Annotated in this window: 7 protein-coding genes and 1 pseudogene; all 8 read left to right on the plus strand. The window is 73.7% G+C overall.

The window, feature by feature from the left end:
- Nucleotides 1-26 precede the first annotated feature (26 nt).
- Nucleotides 27-374 (plus strand): hypothetical protein, encoded by a 348-nt coding sequence (locus ADK67_RS46990; RefSeq protein ID WP_053723138.1) that lies wholly within the window; start codon nt 27-29, stop codon nt 372-374.
- Nucleotides 374-1,009 (plus strand): WXG100 family type VII secretion target, encoded by a 636-nt coding sequence (locus tag ADK67_RS46995; RefSeq protein ID WP_053723139.1) that lies wholly within the window; start codon nt 374-376, stop codon nt 1,007-1,009. Before ADK67_RS46990 ends, ADK67_RS46995 begins: the two co-directional genes overlap by 1 nt.
- A gap of 753 nt (nt 1,010-1,762) precedes the next feature.
- On the plus strand, nt 1,763-2,335 hold the full coding sequence (locus ADK67_RS47000; RefSeq protein WP_053723140.1) for a YbaB/EbfC family nucleoid-associated protein: 573 nt from the start codon (nt 1,763-1,765) through the stop codon (nt 2,333-2,335).
- Between the two features lie 848 nt (nt 2,336-3,183).
- Nucleotides 3,184-3,441 carry a hypothetical protein gene (locus tag ADK67_RS51955; protein WP_157621638.1) on the plus strand — a complete coding sequence of 86 codons (258 nt, stop codon included), beginning with the start codon at nt 3,184-3,186 and terminating at the stop codon, nt 3,439-3,441.
- A 25-nt stretch (nt 3,442-3,466) separates the two neighbouring features.
- Complete coding sequence (locus ADK67_RS47010; RefSeq protein WP_231648706.1) at nt 3,467-4,087, plus strand: EndoU domain-containing protein; 621 nt, start codon at nt 3,467-3,469, stop codon at nt 4,085-4,087.
- A 407-nt stretch (nt 4,088-4,494) separates the two neighbouring features.
- Nucleotides 4,495-9,650, plus strand: a pseudogene (locus ADK67_RS55590) (beta-ketoacyl synthase N-terminal-like domain-containing protein); the annotation flags it as partial.
- A gap of 579 nt (nt 9,651-10,229) precedes the next feature.
- Nucleotides 10,230-19,880: an SDR family NAD(P)-dependent oxidoreductase gene (locus tag ADK67_RS55595; RefSeq protein ID WP_442974265.1), complete on the plus strand. Its 9,651-nt coding sequence runs from the start codon at nt 10,230-10,232 to the stop codon at nt 19,878-19,880.
- Nucleotides 19,870-21,579 (plus strand): type I polyketide synthase (locus ADK67_RS47025; RefSeq protein ID WP_157621639.1); only part of this gene is annotated, 1,710 nt, incomplete at its 3' end. The genes ADK67_RS55595 and ADK67_RS47025, both read left to right, overlap by 11 nt.

A 21,579-nucleotide genomic window follows, 5' to 3' on the forward strand; every position in this document is an offset into this window, starting at 1 on the left:
GCCCCTACCGCGAGGACGACCGCACCATGACCACTTTCGAACCGGGGTCCGCCCCGGGCACCGCACCCGGCTTCGACGTCGACCTCACCGCGTTGGTCACGCACCAGCAGCACCTCGGCGCGGTCCTGGAGCAGCTGGCGGACGCACTGCAGGCCGCGTCCGACGCGCACCTGCCCGAGGAGGCGTTCGGGCCGTTCGGCGCCCCGCTGGCGGCGGCGATCAAACCCACGGCCGAGGAGGCGCGCGGCGCGTTCGAGCGGGCCGTCGAGTCGGTGGGCGCTCACCAGGACGGCATGCTCCGCACCGTTCGCGAGTACGACGAGGTCGAGCGCGCGAACGCGGACATGCTGCACATCCGCGAAGTGGAGTCGTGATGACGGAGCTGACGACCACGACCGCCCCACCGACCAAGGGACTGCGCCGCGCCGACGAGCTCCGCGAGCTCAAGGAGTCGGTGCGGCGCAACGACTGGGCGCACCCGGACAGCGTCGTGGTGCCCGGCGGCACGTCCGCGCTCGGGCCGGCCCCGGATCCGGTGGACGCGTTGTCGAACACCGACATCCCCGGCCTGCTCGACCAGTTGCGGCCGTTGCGCGAGGCCCAGCAGTGGTTCGCCGGGGACCCGGCGTCGGTCACCGAGTACGCGGAGAAGTGGCAGCGCGTGGCCGACCTCGCCCGGGAAGCCGGCACCCGCTTCGACACGAGCGTTCGCCGGCACACCGCGGACTGGGGCGGCGAGGCGGGCGTCCTGTACCGGGAGAACGCCACCACCCAACAGGACGACCTGGACATGGTGGTCGAGGCGGCGGAGTCGATCGTCGCCCTGGTGACCGCCGCGGGGGACATGGCGGGCAGCACCCGCGCGCAGATCCAGGAGTCGGTGACGCACTGCGTCAACGACATCATCACCCGGCTGCCCGACTACTACAACGTGCTCAACTCCGGCCACCCCGCCGCGCTGAACCACGTGCTCGCCGACGTCGCCGCCATCGTCGACGCCTGGGCCTGATCCCACGAAGCCGAATCCGGCCACCACGAAGGAGATGTCCAGTGCCCCCAGCCGGCCGCGGCACGACGCCGCCCACCAGGAACCGGGGAAATCGCGGGAACCCCAACACGCCGAACACCTCACGAGGGCGCGGCGGGAGCAACTCCGGGAGCAACTCCGGGATCACTCGCATCGTGACCGCTTCGACGAGAAGTTCCGCGAACCTGACCGGATCCGCTCAAGCGATTCGGCCGCTCATGCAGGGAAGCACTGCGGGGGTAGGCCGTGGTAGTCGCGGGTCGGGTCCGGGCACGGGCCAGGGCAGGTCGGCGATCCCGATCTTGACCACGGGCGGAGGAACCGGCCACGCCGGACAAGCCAACCCCACCACCGGATCCCTCGCGCCGGTCGCTACCCCGACCACTCGTGCCCGCCCGACCACGTATGCAGGTTTCGCCGCCACACCTGGCGTGATCGCGTCGGTCCCGACCCCACAACCGAGATATCGGCCTGTCGGTCAGCCACCGCGACGACCACCGCCACCCCCTCCACACATGCAAGGCGACACCCAGCACGGCACTGACCGGCTCAATGAGCGCAGCCCTACGCACCGCGAGCGTCACGAGGCATACACCAACTGGCGCGAGCGCATTTGGCAGCCAAGGCACAACTCATATCTGTACGTCGGCTACAACGGCGTGACGGTAGCCCTCAATCCGGACGGGTCGGTCCGAACGGCCTGGCGCGGAAGTGACTTCCAAGGAGGAAATCGCCGTGGAAACGGCTGATGATGTCGCACGGCTGATCACCGAATGGCGGGCCGGGGTCACCGAGCAGGCCCAGCGGTTCGACGCGGCGCGCCGCGCGATCGACGAGGTGTCGGTGACGGAGACCGCCGCCGGCGGAGCCATCGTGCTCACCGTGGCGTCCTCCGGCATCCCGACCGACCTGCGGCTCGGTGGCGACGTCGACCGGATGAAGCCGGACCAGATCGCCGCCCAGATCATGGCCTGCCTGCGGCGTGCGCAGGCGCGCTTGGCCGACCGGGTGGGCGCGGTCGTCGCCGACACCATCGGTGACGCCGCCGGCGGCCAGGCCATCGCCGAGGAGTACCAGAACCGCTTCCCGTCCCTGTCCGAGGTGGCCGGCGAGCCGCCGTCACCGCTGGCCGAGAACCTCGCTTTTGGACTGTCCGAGATGGACATGGAGCCGGCGCCGCCCGCCGCCCCGGTCCAGGACCCCCACCCGCGCCCTCCCGCGATGGCCGCATCCGCAACACAGGCCAGGACGACGCGCCGCGCGCCGGGCGACAACGAGGAAGAGGACTGGGAGGCACCACTGTGGTGACCGCGTAGTCCTCATCGAGCCACCGGACTCCTTTCCGGGAATCGGCGAGGCGACGGCGCGCACGCCGACACCGAGGAAACAACCGTGACCGAGCCCCAATCCGGAAAGGAGACCACCCGATGCCTCGCGGCCGCAACAACAACCCCGGTGGGCCGAAGCCCGCGCCCCAGCGCTCGCCCTCTCCCCGGCCTTCGTCCCCCGGACCGCCCCAGCCCCCGACCGAGAGCACTGCCCCACGGGGTGGCTCACCACGCCCCACGATCTCTACGGCAGTGCAGCAAACGAACGTCGGCAGCGTTGGTTTTCGCACCTGGGCTCAGATGCTGCAAGAGTCCATGCGGGAGCAGGGACAGGGGCGCGGCACGGGTGGGACCGGTGGAGGTGGGCTCCCGCCGGCAAGTCCTCGGTCGGGATGGAACCAGCCGCGAGGTGGTTTTCGAGGCGGCGGCAATCAAGGCGCTCAACGAGGCGGTGGCTCGGGAGGCGGGCATTCGGGCGGTGCCGGGCAATGGCAGCCGCGATTCCCGGCGGGCGTGGAACGGAGCGCTACCAGGTCGATCACCGGCCCTGCCGAGTGGATACAGAAAGACCCTGGCGAGAACCGCCCAATCTCACGGAGCGTGCACAACCAAGCTATCTACGGCCAAGACCCTGGCGGTAATTATCCCCGAGTGCGGGGCGGGCACGTGTGGCGAGGCGACGTGGGCCAACGACCCGCCGACCTGTGGCCGCGATTCCGGGGCGGTCAGCACGCAGATCCGCCACCTGGGGGTGGGCACTACTTTCAGAATGGCGTTTACAAGCATCCCAATCCGCGGATCGAGGTGGAGCGCGGAAACTCGACCGAGTTGATCGACAAGCCATTGCCCCACACGATGTTCCCGCGCGGCCTCACGCCTGCCCAGGTGAAGCAACTCGCCGAAGAGGCATGGAACGGCGGCAGGCCATTTTACGGATATTACACCGAGGCGGACGGGCGTGTTGCGTGGGAGGGGATCGCAAGCTTGCCGGATGGCAGTCCGATACGTATCAGCGGCCACGTCAGCAAGGCGACCAACCCGGTCGACAGAAGTGTGCTGCACTACTACCCGTCCGAAGAGCAGTGATCCGCAGAGGAGTTTCGGAGTGGACATGTTCGGCATCGGCGACTCGATCGAGTTCACCTTCGACGGGCAACGCAGGCTCCGGGTGTCGGTGCCCGCCGACTACCTGCCCCTGGCGGCCTGGCTCACCACCGACGCCCAACCCCACCTCTCCGGACTGGACCACCTCGTCGGCCTGATCCGGCACTGCCAACGCGAAGGCCGCACGCTGGTGGGCAACGGCTGCTCGGTCGACTTGGTCAACGATGTCGTGCTGCTGGAGAGCAGCTACGGGCGGTGGCCTCGCGCGGTCATACCGGAATCGTTGTTCTGGCCTGTCCTCGAAGGACTGCACGGGTTCATGGCCGGCGCCGCCCGGGAACCCACCCTCGCCCGCCCCGCCGACTACCCGGAAGTCTTCCGGGCCACCACCGAGCACCAGGACTCCGGCGCGGCGCGACCCGTCGTCGTCGACCACACCTACTTTCCGCTGGACTGGACCAACGAGGACGTGATGGCAGCCGGTGAGGGCGCCTGGCAGTCCCCGGAGACGATCCGCGACCCGCACACCGGGACCTGGTCCGGCGTGTGGCGGAACCTCGAACTCGCCGGCTACTACGACCCGGGAACCGGCGAAGCGCTCACGTACTTCCCCGTCATCGCGCCCTGAGCTCTCGGACCTCGACCGGTTCGCACAAGTCGGTGACCCGACCGCCGCCGCACCCACCGGTGCGGCGGCATCGTGCTGTGGCGGGCGCCAGGACGCCCAGATGTGTGTCCACAATGGACTGGACGCGGATCGGGGTCGCGCATGGTGGCCGGGGTCTTTGTCAATTCACTTCATGTGAATTCTGTGTTTCCTGCGAAAGACCGTACGCAGACCATACCAGGTTTACCCGATTACCTCCCTTCGGTATGGCGAAGTGAGTTTACAGTTGCCGCTCAGTGAATGCGTCTGCCATGCTGGATCGAGGGGTTGGTGCACGGCTATCGGACAAATGTCTTTCGTTACCGCACCGCGTTGACGCGCGGTTGGCCCGGTACCCGGGTCGGGAGACGCACGGGGGTTCGTCCTTGATGGGCAAAGGTTACGCGGTGCCGGTCGCGGTCGTCGGAGTGGCTTGCCGGTTACCGGGAGCGCCCGATCCCGACTCGTTCTGGCGATTGTTGCGAGATGGCCGGAATGCTATTGGGGAAGCGCCGGCCGGTCGTTGGCCGGAGCCTCGCAGAGGTGGCTTCCTCGCCGATGTCGAATCATTCGACGCGGAGTTCTTCGGTGTGCCACCACGGGCCGCGTCGGCGATGGACCCGCAGCAGCGGCTGGTGTTGGAGTTGGCCTGGGAGGCGTTGGAGGACGCGCACGTGGTGCCCGCCTCGCTCGCGGGCTCGGCCACCGGCGTGTTCATCGGGGCCATCGCCGACGACTACGCCAAGCTCGGCGGCGAACCGGACCGGTACACCGTGCCGGGCGGGCACCGGAGCATGATCGCCAACCGGGTGTCGCACCTGCTCGACACCCGCGGCCCGAGCCTGGTGGTGGACACCGGCCAGTCGTCCGCGCTGGTCGCGGTGCACCTCGCCGGCGAGAGCCTGCGCCGAGGTGAGAGCGCGGTCGCGCTGGCGGGCGGGGTGAACCTGAACCTGCTGTTCGCCGGCACGGTCGGGCTGGAGCGGTTCGGCGCGCTGTCCCCGGACGGCCGCTGCTACACGTTCGACGCCAGGGCCAACGGCTACGTCCGCGGCGAGGGCGGCGGGCTGGTGGTGCTGAAGCCGCTGGACCGGGCGCTCGCCGACGGCGACCGGATCTACTGCGTGATCCGGGGCGGAGCGGTCAACCACGACGGCGGCGCCGGACCGCTGACCGTGCCGGACGCCGCGGCGCAGGAGGCGGTGATCCGGCGCGCGTACGAGCACGCGTCGGTGCCGGTCTCGGACGTGCAGTACGTGGAGTTGCACGGCACCGGCACACCGGTGGGCGACCCGGTCGAGGCGGCGGCCCTCGGCGCGGCGATGAGGGCGGACCGCAGGCTCCGGGTCGGCTCGGCGAAGACGAACGTCGGCCACCTCGAAGGCGCGGCGGGCATCGTCGGCCTGCTCAAGACGGCACTCGCCATCCACCACCGCGAGCTGCCCGCGAGCCTGAACTTCACCACGCCCAACCCGCGCATCCCGCTGGACGAGCTGAACCTGGCGGTGCAGACCGAGCTGTCACCGTGGCCGGAGGCGGACCGGTCGCTGGTCGCGGGCGTGTCGTCGTTCGGCATGGGCGGCACGAACTGCCACCTGGTGCTGACCGAAGCGCCCGAGTCCACGACGGCCCAGCCGGTCGGCGACGAGCCGGCCGGTGACGGTGCCGGTGGTGAGGCGGTTGTGCCGCTGGTGCTGTCCGCCCGCACGCCCGCGGCGTTGGTGGCACAGGCCGCCGCACTGTCCACTCTGGACCGCGATCCGGTCGACGTGGCGCACTCGTTGGCCACCGGCCGGACCACGTTCGAGCACCGCGCGGTGGTGTTCGGCGACGGGCTGGCCGCGTTGGCGGACGACCGGCGGTCGCGCGACGTGCTCCGGGACGTCGCCTCACCACGGCGGCCGGCCTTGATGTTCGCCGGTCAGGGCAGCCAGCGCGCCGGCATGGGACGGGAGCTGTCGGCGGCGTTCCCGGTGTTCGCGGCGGCGTTCGACGAGGTGTTGGCGCACTTCGACGCCTCGGTGCGGGACGCGCTGGGCTCGGACCTGGTGCACCGGACCGAGTTCACCCAGCCCGCGCTGTTCGCGCTGGAAGTGGCCTTGTCCCGGCTGCTGGCGCACTGGGGCGTCCGACCGGACTTCGTGGTGGGCCACTCGATCGGCGAGGTGGCCGCCGCCCACGCGGCAGGTGTGCTCTCCCTGCCCGACGCCGCCGCGCTCGTGACCGCCCGCGCCACCCTGATGGGCGCACTGCCCGAAGGCGGCGCGATGGTCGCCGTGCAGGCCGCCGAAGCCGACGTGCTCACGGGGTTGGCCGGGTTCGAGGACCGAGCGGCCGTCGCCGCCGTCAACGGGCCCACCGAAACAGTGATCTCCGGTGACGAGGACGTCGTACTCGAGGTCGCCGCGGACTTCGCGGCACGCGGCCACAGCACGAAGCGGCTGCGGGTGAGCCACGCGTTCCACTCGCCGCGCATGGCGCCGATGGTGGCGCGGTTCGCCGAGGTCGTGCGGGGCCTGACGTTCCACCCGCCGACGATCCCGATCGTCTCCACGGTCACCGGGCGGGTGGTCGACGACCTGTCCTCTCCGGAGCACTGGGTGCGCAACGTGCGCGGCACGGTCCGGTTCCTCGACGCCGTCCGCACCCTCCACGACGAGGGCGTCACGACGTTCCTGGAGTCCGGCCCGGACGGCGTGCTCACCGGCATGGCCGAGGACTGCCTCGACCCCGACGAGCGGACCCGCCTCGTGCCGACGTTGCGGCGCGACCAGTCGGAGCGGCGCACGCTGCTGGAAGCCGTCGCCCGGCTGCACGTCTCCGGCGTCGCGGTCGACTGGACGGCGATCCTGCCGCGCGGCAGGCGCGTGCCGCTGCCCACCTACCCGTTCCAGCGCACGCGGCACTGGCTGGCGGAGTCCGCGCCGGTCACCCCCGAACCGTCCGGTGACCTGGTGTCCCTGGTGCTGGCGCACACGGCGGCCCTGCTCGGGTACGCCGAGGTGTCGCCGGAGCGGACGTTCCAGCAGCTCGGCCTGGAGTCCCAGGGCGCCGTGGAGCTGGTGCGGCGGCTGAACGACGCGACCGGGCTGCGCCTGCCGCCCGGCGTGGTGTTCGAGCACCCGACCCCGCCGGAGCTGGCCGCACGCCTGGCCGCGGAGCAGCCGGTCCAGCCCGAGCCGCCGCTCGCCGGACCGGTCGTGTCGGCGCCTGCCCGCGCGTCGGTCGTGGAACGGGTGCCGCTGCCGAAGGCCGAGCCGGACGAGCCGATCGCGATCGTGGCCATGGGGTGCCGCTACCCCGGCGGGGTGCGGTCACCGGAAGACCTGTGGCGGCTGGTGGCCGAGGGCGTCGACGCGATCGGCGGCTTCCCGACCGACCGCGGCTGGGACGACACCGGCGAGGGCGGTTTCCTGCCCGACGCCGCCGCGTTCGACCCGGCGTTCTTCGGCATCTCGCCCCGCGAGGCGCTCGCCATGGACCCGCAGCAGCGCCTGCTGCTGGAGGTGACCTGGGAGACGTTCGAACGGGCGGGCATCCCGCCCGCGTCCCTGCGCGGCGACCGGGTGGGCGTGTTCGTCGGCGCGATGTCCCAGGAGTACGGGCCGCGGCTGCACGAGTCCTCCGACGACCTCGTCGGGTACCGGCTCACCGGCAGCACGGCGAGCGTCGCGTCCGGCCGGCTCGCGTACACCTTCGGGTTCGACGGCCCCGCCATCACGGTGGACACGGCGTGCTCGTCGTCGCTGGTGGCGCTGCACCTGGCGGTCCAGTCGCTGCGGCGGGGCGAGTCCTCGCTGGCGCTGGCGGCCGGCGTGACCGTGATGGCGACACCGGGCCTGTTCACCGAGTTCGGCACGCAGGGCGGGCTGGCGCCGGACGGCCGGTGCAAGTCGTTCGCGGAGGCCGCGGACGGCACCGGCTGGTCCGAGGGCGTCGGCGTGCTGCTGGTCGAGCGGTTGACCGACGCGCGCCGCCACGGGCACCAGGTGCTGGCCGTGGTCCGGGGCAGCGCGGTGAACCAGGACGGCGCGTCCAACGGCCTCACCGCGCCGAACGGCCGGTCGCAGCGGTCCGTGATCCAGCACGCGCTGGCCGACGCGGGTCTGACGCCGGCCGAGGTCGACGTGGTGGAGGCGCACGGCACCGGCACGCGGCTCGGTGACCCGATCGAGGCGCAGGCGTTGCTGGCCACCTACGGCCAGGACCGGGACACGCCGGTGCTGCTCGGCTCGCTGAAGTCGAACATCGGCCACACCCAGGCCGCGGCGGGCGTGGGCGGTGTGATCAAGGTGGTGCAGTCGATGCGGCACGACCTCGTGCCGGGCACCCTGCACGTCGACCGGCCCTCGCCCCACGTCGACTGGACCGCGGGCCGGCTGGAGCTGGCCACCGAAGCCACGCCGTGGCCGCGTGCCGACCGGCCGCGCCGGGCGGGTGTGTCGTCGTTCGGCATCTCCGGCACCAACGCGCACGTCGTGCTGGAGGAAGCGCCCGAGGCGCCCGTGGCGCGGGCGGACGGGCCGGCGGTGCTGACGCTGTCCGCCCGCACCCGCCAAGCGCTCCGCGCCCAGGCCCGCGAACTGCACCGCTACCTGGCCGAACGGCCTGACGCCGAGCCCGCCTCGGTCGGCTTCACGTTGGCCTCCCGCACCCGGTTCGACCACCGGGCGGTCCTGATCGGCGACCAGGTGCTCGACGGGCTGCGCGCGTTGAGCCGTGACGAGCCCGCGGCGACCGTGGTCACCGGGACCGCGACCCGCGGCGGGACCGCGTTCGTCTTCCCGGGTCAGGGTTCGCAGTGGTCGGGGATGGCGGTGGAGCTGTACGGGTCGTCGCCGGTGTTCAGGGCCCGGTTGGACGAGTGCGCGGCAGCTCTTGTTCGCACGGTGTGACACCGGACGCGGTGGTGGGTCATTCGCAGGGCGAGATCGCGGCGGCGGTCGTGGCCGGGGCGTTGTCGCTCGAAGACGGCGCCAAGGTCGTCGCGCTGCGCAGCAAGGCGTTGATCGCGCTGGCAGGGCAGGGCGGGATGGCCTCGCTGGCACTGGGCGCCGACGCGGCGCGCGAACGTTTGCGACCCTTCGGCTCCCGGCTGTCCGTGGCGGCGGTGAACGGGCCGCGCGCGGTCGTCGTGTCCGGTCAGCCCGCGGCGCTGGACGAACTGGTGGCGGCCTGCGCGGCGGACGGTGTGCGGGCACGGCGCATCCCGGTTGACTACGCGGCGCACTCCGCGCAGGTCGAGGTGATCGAGGACGAGCTGGCGGCGGCGCTGTCCGGCGTCACGCCCGCGTCCGTCGAGGTCCCGTTCTACTCCACGGTGACCGGCGGGCGGATCGACACGTCCACTTTGGACGCCGCGTACTGGTGCCGCAACCTGCGGGAGACGGTGGAGTTCGAGCGCGCGACCCGCGCGGTGCTGGCCGACGGCTGCACGGTGTTCGTGGAGTCGAGCCCGCACCCGGTGCTGACGCCCGCCGTCCAGGACACCGCGAACGAGGTCGGCGCGGTCGCGACCGCGGTCGGGTCGCTGCGCCGTGACGACGGCGGGCCCGGCAGGTTCCACACCGCGCTGGCCGAGGCGTCGGTGAGCGGTGTCGACGTGGACTGGAAGCTGTCCGGCACGGTGCTCGACCTGCCGACCTACCCGTTCCAGCGGCAGCGGTTCTGGCTCGACGGCACGCCCGCGGTCCGCGAACGGCCCACCCTCGACCGCTCCCGCGTGCAGTGGGAGCCGATCACGCCGAGCGGCACGATCTCCGGCACCTGGGTCGTGCTCACGCCGCCCGACGTGGAGCTGACGCTCCCGGGTGCGCGTCGCGTCGTGGTCGACGGCCCGGCCGGGCGTGCCGAGCTGGCCGGCGCGATCACCGGCGCGTTGGCGGGGGAGCGACCCGCCGGCGTGCTGTCGCTGCTGGCGTTCGCCGAGGAACCGCACCCCGAGCACGCGGCCGTGCCGGTGGGGCTGGCCGGCACGCTGGCGCTGGCGCAGGCGTGGGGCGACCTCGGCTTCACCGCGCCGCTGTGGTTCGGCACCCGCGACACACCGGCCCAGGCGCAGGTGTGGGGCCTGGCCCGGGTGGTGGCCGCCGAGCACCCGGAACGGTGGGGCGGCCTGGTCGAGCTGTCCGTCCCCGACGACGAGGCCGCGGCGCTGCTGCCGTCGGTGCTCGCGAGCGGCGAGGACCAGGTCGCGCTGCGGCCCGACGGTGTCTTCGCCCGCCGCGTCGTCCCCGCGCCGCTCGGCGAGCCGGGCGAGTGGCGCACCAGCGGCACGGCCCTGGTCACCGGCGGCACGGGGGCGTTGGGCGCCCAGGTCGCGCGCTGGCTGGTCCGCGCGGGCGCCGAGCACCTGGTGCTGCTCAGCCGCCGCGGCCCGGACGCGCCGGGTGCCGCCGACCTGCGGCGCGAGTTCGGCGACCGGGTCACGATCGTGGCCTGCGACGCGGCCGACCGCGAGGCGTTGGCCGAGGTGCTGGCCGCGCACCGGGTGACCACCGTCGTGCACGCGGCGGCCGTGCTGGACGACGCGCTGGTGGACGAGCTGAGCCCGGCCCAGCTCGACCGCGCCCTGCGGGCCAAGGCGGTCGCGGCGCGGAACCTGCACGAGCTGACCCGCGACCTCGACGCGTTCGTGCTGTTCTCCTCGGTCGCGGGCACCCGCGGCATCGAGGGGCAGGCGGGCTACGCGCCCGGCAACGCCTACCTCGACGCCCTGGCCAGGCACCGCCACGACCTCGGCCTGCCCGCCACGTCCATCGCGTGGGGGCCGTGGGCGGGCAAGGGCATGGCGGCCGGGGTGGAGCTGCCCGACTACCGGCCGATGCCGCCGCACCGCGCGCTCGCCGCGCTCGGGCACGCGCTGGCCGCCGGCGACGTCTGCGTGACCATCGCGGACGTGCGGGAACGGCCCGTGCAGCCGTCCCGGCCGACCGACCTCACCGCGCTGGTCCGCACGCTCGCCGCCGAGGTGCTCGGGCACGACTCGGCCGACGCGGTGCCGCCGGACACCGCGTTCCGCGACCTCGGGTTCGACTCGCTCGGCGCGGTGCGGCTGCGGACGAAGCTGAACGCCGCGACCGGGCTGAAGCTGCCGAAGACCGTCGTGTTCGACTACCCGACGGCCCGCGCGCTGGCCCGGCACCTGAGCGGCTCGGCCGACCCGGTCACGCCGGTCGTCGCCACCCGCGACGGGGACGACCCGATCGCGATCGTCGCCATGGCCTGCCGCTACCCGGCCGGCGTGCGCACGCCCGACGACCTCTGGCGCGTCGCGCTGGACGGCGTCGACGGGATCACCGGCTTCCCGACCGACCGGGGCTGGGACCACGACGCGTTGTTCCACCCCGATCCCGACCACCCCGGCACCAGCTACACGCGGTCGGGCGGGTTCCTGCACGACGTGGCGGACTTCGACGCCGAGTTCTTCGGCATCAGCCCGCGCGAGGCGCTGGCCATGGACCCGCAGCAGCGGTTGCTGCTGGAGACCTCGTGGGAGGCGTTCGAGCGCGGCGGTGTGGCGCCGGAGTCGTTGCGCGGCAGCCGCACGGGCGTGTTCGTCGGGCTGACCTTCCAGGACTACGCGTCCCGGGTCACGAGCCCGCCGCCCGAGGTGGAGGGCTACCTGCTCACCGGCGGCACGGCCAGCGTCGCGTCCGGGCGGGTGGCCTACACGTTCGGGCTGGAAGGCCCGGCGGTCACGGTGGACACGGCGTGCTCGTCGTCGCTGGTGGCGCTGCACCTGGCGGTCCAGTCGCTGCGCCGGGGCGAGTGCGACCTGGCGCTGGCCGGCGGCGTCGCGGTGATGGCGAGCCCGCACCTGTTCGTCGAGCTGAGCAGGCAGCGCGGGCTCGCGGCGGACGGGCGGAGCAAGGCGTTCTCCGCCGACGCGGACGGCTTCGGCGCCGCCGAGGGCGTCGGCGTGCTGCTGGTGGAGCGGTTGTCCGACGCGCGCCGCAACGGGCACCCGGTGCTGGCGTTGGTGCGGGGCACGGCGGTGAACCAGGACGGCGCGTCCAACGGGCTGACCGCGCCGAACGGGCCGTCGCAGCAACGCGTGATCCAGGCCGCCCTGGCCGACGCCGGCCTCTCGCCGCTCGACGTGGACGTGGTCGAGGCGCACGGCACGGGCACCAAGCTCGGTGACCCGATCGAGGTGCAGGCGTTGCTGGCCACCTACGGCCGCGACCGGGACACGCCGCTGCTGCTCGGGTCGGTCAAGTCGAACATCGGCCACACCCAGGCGGCGGCCGGTGCGGCGGGCGTGCTCAAGCTCGTGCACGCGCTGCGTGACGGCGTGGTGCCGCGCACCCTGCACGTGGACGAGCCGACGCCCGAGATCGACTGGAGCGCCGGGTCGATCGAGCTGCTGACCGAGCAGCGGGAGTGGCCGAGCACCGGGCGTCCGCGTCGGGCCGCCGTGTCGTCGTTCGGGATCAGCGGCACCAACGCGCACGTCGTCCTGGAACAGGCGCCACCCGACGACGGCGTCCTGCCGGAGGTCGACGGGCCGGTCACGTGGACGTTGTCGGCCCGGTCCGAGGTGGCGTTGCGCGAGTCGGCCGCGCGGCTCGCCGCGCACGTCGAGGCCAACCCCGACCTGCGGCCGCGCGACGTGGCGGCGACGTTGGCCGCGCGCACCGCGTTCGAGCACCGGGTCACGGTCGAGGGCACCGACCTCGCCGAACTGCTGGACGGTCTCGCGGCCGTGGTGCGGGGCAGCACGCCGCTGATCGAGGAACGGCCGGTGACCGGGCGGGTGGTGCAGCTGCCGACCTACCCGTTCCAGCGCGAGCGCTTCTGGCTCGAAGCGGCGCCGCCGCGCGGCGAGCTGGGGCACCCGGTGCTGACCGCGGCGGTGCGGCTGGCCGGGTCGGACGAGTGGGTGTTCAGCGGGCGGTTCGACGCCCAACCGTGGCTCGGCGACCACGTGATCCGGGATGCGGTCGTGGTGCCGGGCACGGCGTTGCTCGACTTGGCCGCGCGGGCGGGTGAGGAGCTGGGGTGCCCCGCGGTCGCGGACCTCACGCTCACCGCGCCGCTGGTCCTGTCGGGTCCGGTGGACGTGCAGGTGCGGGTCGACTCGGCGCGTCGGGTCACCGTGTGGTCCCGGCGCGCGGACGGTTCGTGGACCACGCACGCCACCGGCGCGGTGACGACGGCGGCGGCTTTGGCGGTTCCGGTCGACTGGCCGCCGCGAGGTGCGGAACCGGTCGAGGTCGAGGACCTCTACCCGGGGCTCGCGGCGCGCGGCTACCACTACGGCCCGGAGTTCCGCGGCTTGCGGCGGGCTTGGCGGCGTGCCGGGGAGGTGTTCGCGGAGGTCGAGGGGACGGCGTTGGCCGCGTTGTTGGACGCGGCGCTGCACACGGTGTTCCTGTCGCGCGCGGAGGACGACACGGTGCTGCCGTTCCGGTTCCGGGGCGTCTCCTTGGCGCGGACCGCGGCGACCCGGCTGCGCGTCCACCTGTTGGTCACCGGCCAGGGTGTCGCGATCGCGGCGACGGACGAGCACGGCGAGCCGGTGTTCGCGGTGGAGTCGCTGGAGGTCCGGCCGATTCGCGGCGACCAGCTGAGGGAACGCGGCGGCTCGCTGTGCGTGGTCCGCTGGGACCCGATCCCCGCGACCACCGGCGGCGGCCCGACGGAGGTCTTCGTCGCGCCGCGGGGTGACGTCCGCGAGGTCACCGCCGCGGTGTTGGAGCGGTTGCGGAGCGCGGACCGGTTGACGGTGGTGACGAGGTCGGCGGTGCTGACGGACGACCCCGACCCGGCTCACGCGGCGGTCTGGGGCCTGGTCCGATCGGCGCAGACGGAGCGGCCGGGCCGGTTCGCGCTGGTGGACGTGGACGACGACCGCGCCGTCACGGCGGCGGTGGCGTCCGGCGAGCCGCAGGTGGCGGTGCGCAACGGAGTCCTGCACGCGCCACGCCTGGTGCTCGCCCCGGTCGAGCAATCACCGGACGGGGAAGACACGACGGCAGGGCTGGGTGCGCCGGCGGGTCTGGGTGCGGCGGGGCAAGATCCCTCCGGCGAAGCGGTCTCGTGGCCGGCGGGTGGCACGGTCCTGATCACCGGCGGGACCGGCGTCCTCGGGCGGCTCGTGGGGCAGTGGCTCCAGGAACGCCACCGGGTCGTCCTGCTCAGCCGTACTGGTGATCCCGTCGACGGGTTCGAGACCGTGGCGTGCGACGTGGCCGACCGGGAGTCCCTCGCCGCCGTGCTGGCCGGCATCCCCGACCTGCGCGCCGTGGTGCACGCGGCGGGTGTGCTCGACGACAGCGTCGTGGACTCGGTGACACCGGAACGGCTCGACCTCGTGCTGCGCCCCAAGTTCGACGGCGCGGTCAACCTGCACGACCTCACCCCGGTGCCGCTGGTCCTCTTCTCCTCCGCCGCCGGGACGCTCGGCTCCGCCGGCCAGTCCGCGTACGCGGCGGCGAACGCGGCGGTCGACGCGCTCGCCACGCGCAGGCGTGCCGCAGGGCTGCCCGGGATCTCGCTCGCCTGGGGCCTGTGGGCACAGCGGAGCGCGATGAGCGCGAACGCGGACGTCCGCCGGATGAGCGCGATCGGCCTCGGCGAACTGTCCACTGAGGACGGTCTGACCCTGCTCGACGCGGCGTTGCGGCGGGCCGAACCCGTGGTCCTGCCGGTGCGGTTGGACCCCGAGGCCGCCCGGAGGGTCGGCACCGGGCTCCCGCTGGCCCGGACGGAACCGACCACGACCACCCAGCCGAAGGGCTCCCTGCTGGACGTCGTGCGCGCCGCGGCGGCGGCCGTGTTGTCCTACCCGGTGGAACGCCTGTCCGCGGACCGGAAGTTCGCCGAGCTGGGCTTCGACTCCCTCGCCTCCGTGGAGCTGGGCAACCGGCTCAGCGCGGTGACCGGGCAGCGGCTCCCGTCCAGCCTCGTGTTCGACTACCCGACCCCGGCCGCCCTCGCCGCGCACCTGGAGCGGTCCGGGCCCGTCACCGCCGAGGTCGAAGCGCCGCGCCCGGTGGACGAGCCGATCGCGATCGTCGCCATGGCCTGCCGGTTCCCCGGTGGCCTGGACACGCCGGAAGCCCTGTGGGACCTGCTGGCGCACGGCCGGGACGCGGTCGGCGACCTGCCGACCGACCGCGGCTGGGACCTCGACGCGCTCTACGACGCCGATCCGGACCGGCGGGGCACCTCGCACACCAGGAAGGGCGCGTTCCTGGACGACGCCGCGTGGTTCGACCCCTCCTTCTTCGGGATCTCGCCCCGCGAAGCGCTCGCGATGGACCCGCAACAGCGGCTCCTGCTGGAAACCTCCTGGGAGGCCTTCGAACGCGCCGGGATCGACCCCGCGTCCGTGCGCGGCTCCCAGACCGGCGTTTTCGCGGGCGTCATGTACCACGACTACGGCTCACGGCTGCGCCACGTGCCGGAGGACGTCGAGGGCTACCTCATCAACGGCAGCGCGGGCAGCGTCGCGTCCGGGCGGGTGGCCTACACGTTCGGGCTGGAAGGCCCGGCGGTCACGGTCGACACGGCGTGCTCCTCGTCGTTGGTGGCACTGCACCTCGCGGCGCAGGCGCTGCGCCGCGGCGAGTGCTCGCTCGCGCTGGTCGGCGGGGTGACGGTGATGGCGACCCCCGCGCCGTTCGTGGAGTTCAGCAGGCAGCGCGGGCTGGCGGAGGACGGCCGGTGCAAGTCGTTCGCCGACGCCGCCGACGGCACCGGCTGGGGCGAGGGCGCCGGGATGCTGCTGGTGGAACGGCTGTCCGACGCACGGCGCAACGGCCACCCCGTGCTCGCCGTGGTGAAGGGCAGCGCGGTCAACCAGGACGGCGCGTCGAACGGCCTCACCGCGCCCAACGGCCCCGCGCAGCAACGCGTCATCCGCGCCGCCCTGGCCGACGCGGGGCTGACCACGTCCGAGGTCGACGTGGTCGAGGCGCACGGCACCGGCACCCGCCTCGGCGACCCGATCGAGGCGCAGGCGCTGCTGGCCACCTACGGCCGGGACCGGCAGACGCCGCTGCTGCTCGGGTCGGTGAAGTCGAACATCGGGCACACCCAGGCCGCCGCCGGGGTCGCCGGTGTGATCAAGGTGGTGCAGGCGATGCGGCACGGCGTCGTGCCGCGCACCCTGCACGTGGACGCACCGTCCTCGCACGTGGACTGGACGTCCGGCGCGGTGGAGCTGGCGACCGACGCCACGCCGTGGCCGGTCCTCGGCAGGCCGCGCCGGGCGGGTGTGTCGTCGTTCGGCATCTCGGGCACCAACGCGCACGTGGTCCTCGAAGAGGCGCCGTTCGTGCCGGAGGCGCCGGCCGCGGACCTCCCCGTCGTGCCGCTGGTGCTGTCCGCGAAGACCCCGGAAGCCCTGCGGGCACAAGGGGAACGCCTGCACCGGGCACTCCGGGACACCGACCTGCCGGCCGCGGACGTGGGGTGGACGTTGGCCGCGCGATCGCGGTTCGAGCACCGGGCGGTGGTGGTGGACACCGACAACCTGCTCCGGCTGCCCGTCGAACGGGCCACCGACGGCAGGCTCGCGTTCCTGTTCTCCGGCCAGGGCAGCCAACGCCCAGGCATGGGCGCGGAGCTGGCCGAGGCGTTCCCGGTGTTCGCGGCGGCGCTGGACGAGGTGTGCGCGCACTTCGACTTCCCGCTGCGCGAGGCGATGGGGTCGGACCTGGTGCACCGCACCGAGTTCACCCAGCCCGCGCTGTTCGCGTTCCAGGTGGCGCTGGCCCGGCTGCTGGCGCACTGGGGCGTCCGGCCGGACGTGCTGGTCGGCCACTCGGTCGGCGAGGTGAGCGCCGCGCACGTCGCGGGCGTGCTGTCGCTGCCCGACGCGGCGGCGCTGGTCGCCGCGCGCGGCGCGCTGATGCGCGAGGTGACGAGCCGTGGCGCGATGGTCGCGGTCCGGGCGGGCGAGGACGAGGTGCGCGCCCACCTGCGCGCCGGGGTCGAGCTGGCGGCGGTGAACGGGCCGCGGTCGGTGGTGCTCACCGGTGACGAGGACGCGGTGCTGGACGTCGCGTCGGCGTTCGACTCGGCGAAGCGGCTCAACGTCAGCCACGCGTTCCACTCCGCGCACCTGGACGGGATGCTGGCCGCGTTCCGCGCGGTGGTCGAACGGCTGGACTTCCGGCCGCCGACGGTGCCGATCGTGTCGACCCTGACCGGCGCGCCCGCCGACGACGAGCTGTCGACCCCGGACTACTGGGTGCGGCACGTCCGGCACACCGTGCGGTTCGCCGACGCCGTCGACCGGCTCGACGGCGCGACGATGCTGGAGATCGGGTCGGACAGCGCGTTGAGCGCGCTGGTGGACGCCCAACCCGCGCAGCGCCGTGACCGGGCCGAGCCGACCGCGCTGGTCGAGGCGATCGGCGCACTGCACGCGCGTGGCGCGGACGTGGACTGGGCGACGTTCTTCCGCGGCGCCCGGCACGTCGACCTGCCCACCTACGCGTTCCAGCGCAGGCGGCTCTGGCTCGACGACACCGCGCCGCTGCTGGACACCGGCGTCACGGTCCCCGACACCGGCGGCGCGGTGCTGACCGGGAAGCTGTCGACCCACCGGCAGCCGTGGCTGGCCGACCATCGCGTGCACGGCCGGGTCGTGGTGCCCGCCGCCGCGTTCGTGGACGTGGCGCTGCGGGCGGCCGAGCACGTCGGCTGCGACCGCGTGGCCGAGCTGACGCTGGAACGGCCGCTGGTGCTGACCGGGCCGGTGGAGCTGCTGGTGACCGTGGACGGCGCGGAGTCCGGGCGGCGGGCGCTGCGCGTGCACAGCCGCACCACCGGCGAGTGGACCCGCCACGCGACCGGCGTGCTCGACTCGGGCACGGCGGTCGCGCCGGAGCCGTTCGAGCGGCCCGACGGCCCGCCCGTGGACGTGGCGGACGTGTACCGGGCGTTGGTCGAGCACGGGCTGGAGTACGGGCCGGCGTTCCGGGGCCTGCGCGAGGTGCGGCGGGACGGCGACGCGGTGTACGCCGAGGTGTCGGCAGAGGAGTTCCCGACGTTGCTCGACGGGGCGTTGCAGGGGCTGGGGCTGCTGGGCGGCAGCGGTCTGCCGTTCTCGCTCACCGGCATCTCCCGGTTCGGGGAGGCGACCACGGCCCGGGTCCGGCTCACCCGCGACGGTTCGGTCGCGCTGACCGACGAGCACGGCCGGCCGGTGCTGGTGATCGAGTCCGTGGTCACCCGGCCGCGGGCGCACGACCTGCACGTGCTGCGGTGGGAACCGCTGAAGGGGAACGGCGTGGTGCCGCCGGAGGTGGTCCGGATCGACGCGGACGACCCGCACACGGCGGCGGAGCGCGCGCTGCACGCCATCCAGTCGGACGTGTCGAACCTCGTGCTGGTGACCGACGGCGGGCTCGCCGCGAGCACGGTCCGGGGCCTGGCGCGGTCGGCGCAGCTCGAACAGCCGGGCCGCGTCGTGCTGGTCGAGACCGACGACCCGGACACCCTGGTCGTTCCCGAGGGCGAGCCGCACGTCCTGATCCGCGCCGGCGAGGTCTTCGTGCCGCGGCTGCGGCCGGTCGGTCCGGCCGCGGACGTGCGGCTCACCGGCACGGTCCTGGTCACGGGCGGCACGGGGGCGCTCGGCCGCCGCGTCGCACGGCACCTGCGTGACGTGCACGGCTCCCGCGTGGTGCTCGCGAGCCGGTCCGGGACGCCGGTGCCCGGGTTCGAGGTGATCGCGTGCGACGTGGCCGACCGCGACGCGCTGGCCCGCCTGCTCGCCGAGCACCCGGTGGACGCGGTGGTGCACTGCGCGGGCGTGCTGGACGACGGGGTGCTGGAGTCGCTGACCCCCGCCCGGCTCGCGGACGTGGCGCGGCCCAAGGTCGACGCCGCACGGCACCTGCACGAGCTGACCGACGTGCCGCTGGTGTTCTTCTCCTCGACGGCGGGCACGCTGGGTTCCGCGGGCCAGGCCAACTACGCCGCCGCCAACGCCTACCTCGACGCGCTCGCCGCGCACCGCCGGGCCGCGGGCCTCCCCGCCGTCTCGATCGCTTGGGGCTGGTGGGACGACGAGGACGGCATGGCCGGCGCGCTGTCGGAGACCGACCGCGAGCGGATCGCCCGAACCGGCATGAGGCCGCTCGACCCGGATACCGCCCTGGCCCTGTTCGACGCGGCGCTCGGGCACGACGAGCCGGCGCTGGTCGCGGCACGGCTGGACCGACGTCCGGCTGCCGGTTCCGCATCTGGGCAGGGCTGGCCGGACGGACGTTCAGCCGCGGTGCCGGGTCCTGATTCCGTGCCTGGGCAGGGCTTGCCGGACGGAGGTTCAGCCGACTCGCCGGGTGCCGATTCCGCGGCCGGGCTGCCCTTGGTGGCGCGGCGGCTCGCCGAAGCGCCACCCGAACGCAGGCCGCACGTGCTGCTGGACGTGGTGCGGTCCGAGGTGGCGGGTGTGCTCGGCCTCGGGTCGAACGCCGACGTGTCGCCGGACCAGGGCTTCCTCGACCTCGGGTTCGACTCGCTGACTGCGGTCGAGCTGCGCAACCGGCTCGCCGCGCTGACCGGCGTGCGGCTGCCCGCCACGGTCGTGTTCGACCACCCCACGGCGGCCGACCTCGCCCGACGGCTCGGCGTCGAGCTGCTGCCCGCCGAACCCCCGTCCTCCGAACTCCCCTCCGCCGAACCGGTTCCCGCAGCCGCCGAGCAGGTCGTCGGGCAGTCCGACGACATCGCGTCGGCGACGGCCGAGGAGCTGTTCGCGTTCATCGACAACAGCCTCAAGGTGAAGCGAGGTCGTCCCGGTGGCCAGTGACCAGAAACTGCTGGAGTACCTGAAGCGGGTCACCGCTGAGCTCCAGGAGACCAGGCAGCGCCTGGCCGACGCGGAGGAGCCGGTCGCGATCGTCGCGATGGCCTGCCGCTACCCCGGTGGCGTCCGGTCGCCGGAAGATCTGTGGCGGCTGGTCGCCGAGGGCGTCGACGCGATCGGCGACTTCCCGACCGACCGCGGCTGGGACGGCGAGGGCAAGGGCGGCTTCCTCTACGACGCGGCCGACTTCGACGCCGGGTTCTTCGGCATCAGCCCGCGCGAGGCGCTGGCCACGGACCCGCAGCAGCGGCTGCTGCTGGAGGTGGCGTGGGAGGCGTTCGAGCGCGGCGGCCTCACCGCGGACGCCGTGCGCGGCAGCCGGACCGGCGTGTTCGCGGGCGTGATGTACGGCGACTACGCGTCACGGTTCCGCACACCGCCGGAGGAGGTCGCGGGCCACCTCGGCACCGGCAGCGCGGGCAGCGTCGCGTCCGGCCGCCTCGCCTACACCTTCGGCTTGACCGGACCCGCCGTCACGATCGACACGGCGTGCTCGTCGTCGCTGGTCGCCCTGCACCTGGCGGCACGGTCGCTGCGGGCGGGGGAGTGCGACCTCGCGCTGGCGGGCGGTGTCGCGGTCATGGCGACCGAGCGCACGTTCACCGAGTTCGCCAAGCAGGGAGGCCTGGCGTCGGACGGGCGCTGCAAGGCGTTCTCCGCCGACGCCGACGGCACCGGCTGGTCCGAGGGCGCGGGCATCCTCCTGCTGGAACGGCTGTCCGACGCACGCCGCAACGGCCACCCGGTGTTGGCGATCGTCACCGGCAGCGCGGTCGACCAGGACGGCGCGAGCAGCGGACTCACCGCGCCCAACGGGCCCGCCCAGGAGCGGGTGATCCGGCAAGCGCTGGCCGACGCGGGCCTGACCGCGGCCGACGTGGACGTGGTGGAGGCGCACGGCACCGGCACCCGGCTGGGCGACCCGATCGAGGCGCAGGCGTTGCTGGCCACCTACGGTCAGGACCGCGACACACCGGTGCTGCTCGGCTCGGTGAAGTCCAACATCGGCCACACCCAGACCGCCGCGGGCGTCGCGGGCGTGATCAAGGTCGTGCAGGCGATGCGGCACGGTGTCGCGCCGAGGACCCTGCACGCCGACCGACCCTCGCCCCACGTGGACTGGGACCGGGGCGCGGTGCGGCTGCTCGCCGACGCCGAGCCGTGGCCGGCCGCGGACCGGCCGCGCAGGGCGGCCGTGTCGTCGTTCGGGATCAGCGGCACGAACGCCCACGTGATCCTCGAACAGGCCGAACCGCCGCTCACGGAGGAACCGGCCGGAGACGCGGTGGCCTGGGTGCTGTCCGGCAAGGACGGCGACGCGCTGCGCGCGCAGGCCCGGCAGTTGCTGGAGCACCTGGCGGAACACCCGGAGCAGCACCCGAGCGCCGTCGCGAGGTCGCTCGTGCGCACTCGGACGGCGTTCCCGCACCGCGCGGTGGTGCTCGGTGACGTGCGGGCGGGTCTGGCCGCGCTGTCCCGGGACGAGCCGTCGGTCGACGTGGTCACCGGCCAGGCCGCCGCCTCGACCGGCGTGGCGTTCGTGTTCCCGGGTCAGGGTTCGCAGTGGTCGGGGATGGCGGTGGAGCTGTACGGGTCGTCGCCGGTGTTCAGGGCCCGGTTGGACGAGTGCGCGGCAGCTCTT

It is taken from the genome of Saccharothrix sp. NRRL B-16348 (assembly GCF_001280085.1).
Lineage (GTDB): Bacteria > Actinomycetota > Actinomycetes > Mycobacteriales > Pseudonocardiaceae > Actinosynnema.

Excerpts from the sequence above, each read along its gene's own strand:
- ADK67_RS46990 (WP_053723138.1), top strand. The coding sequence starts at position 27 with ATGACCACTTTCGAACCGGGGTCCGCCCCGGGCACCGCACCCGGCTTC.
- ADK67_RS46995 (WP_053723139.1), top strand. The coding sequence starts at position 374 with ATGACGGAGCTGACGACCACGACCGCCCCACCGACCAAGGGACTGCGC.
- ADK67_RS47010 (WP_231648706.1), top strand. The coding sequence starts at position 3,467 with ATGTTCGGCATCGGCGACTCGATCGAGTTCACCTTCGACGGGCAACGC.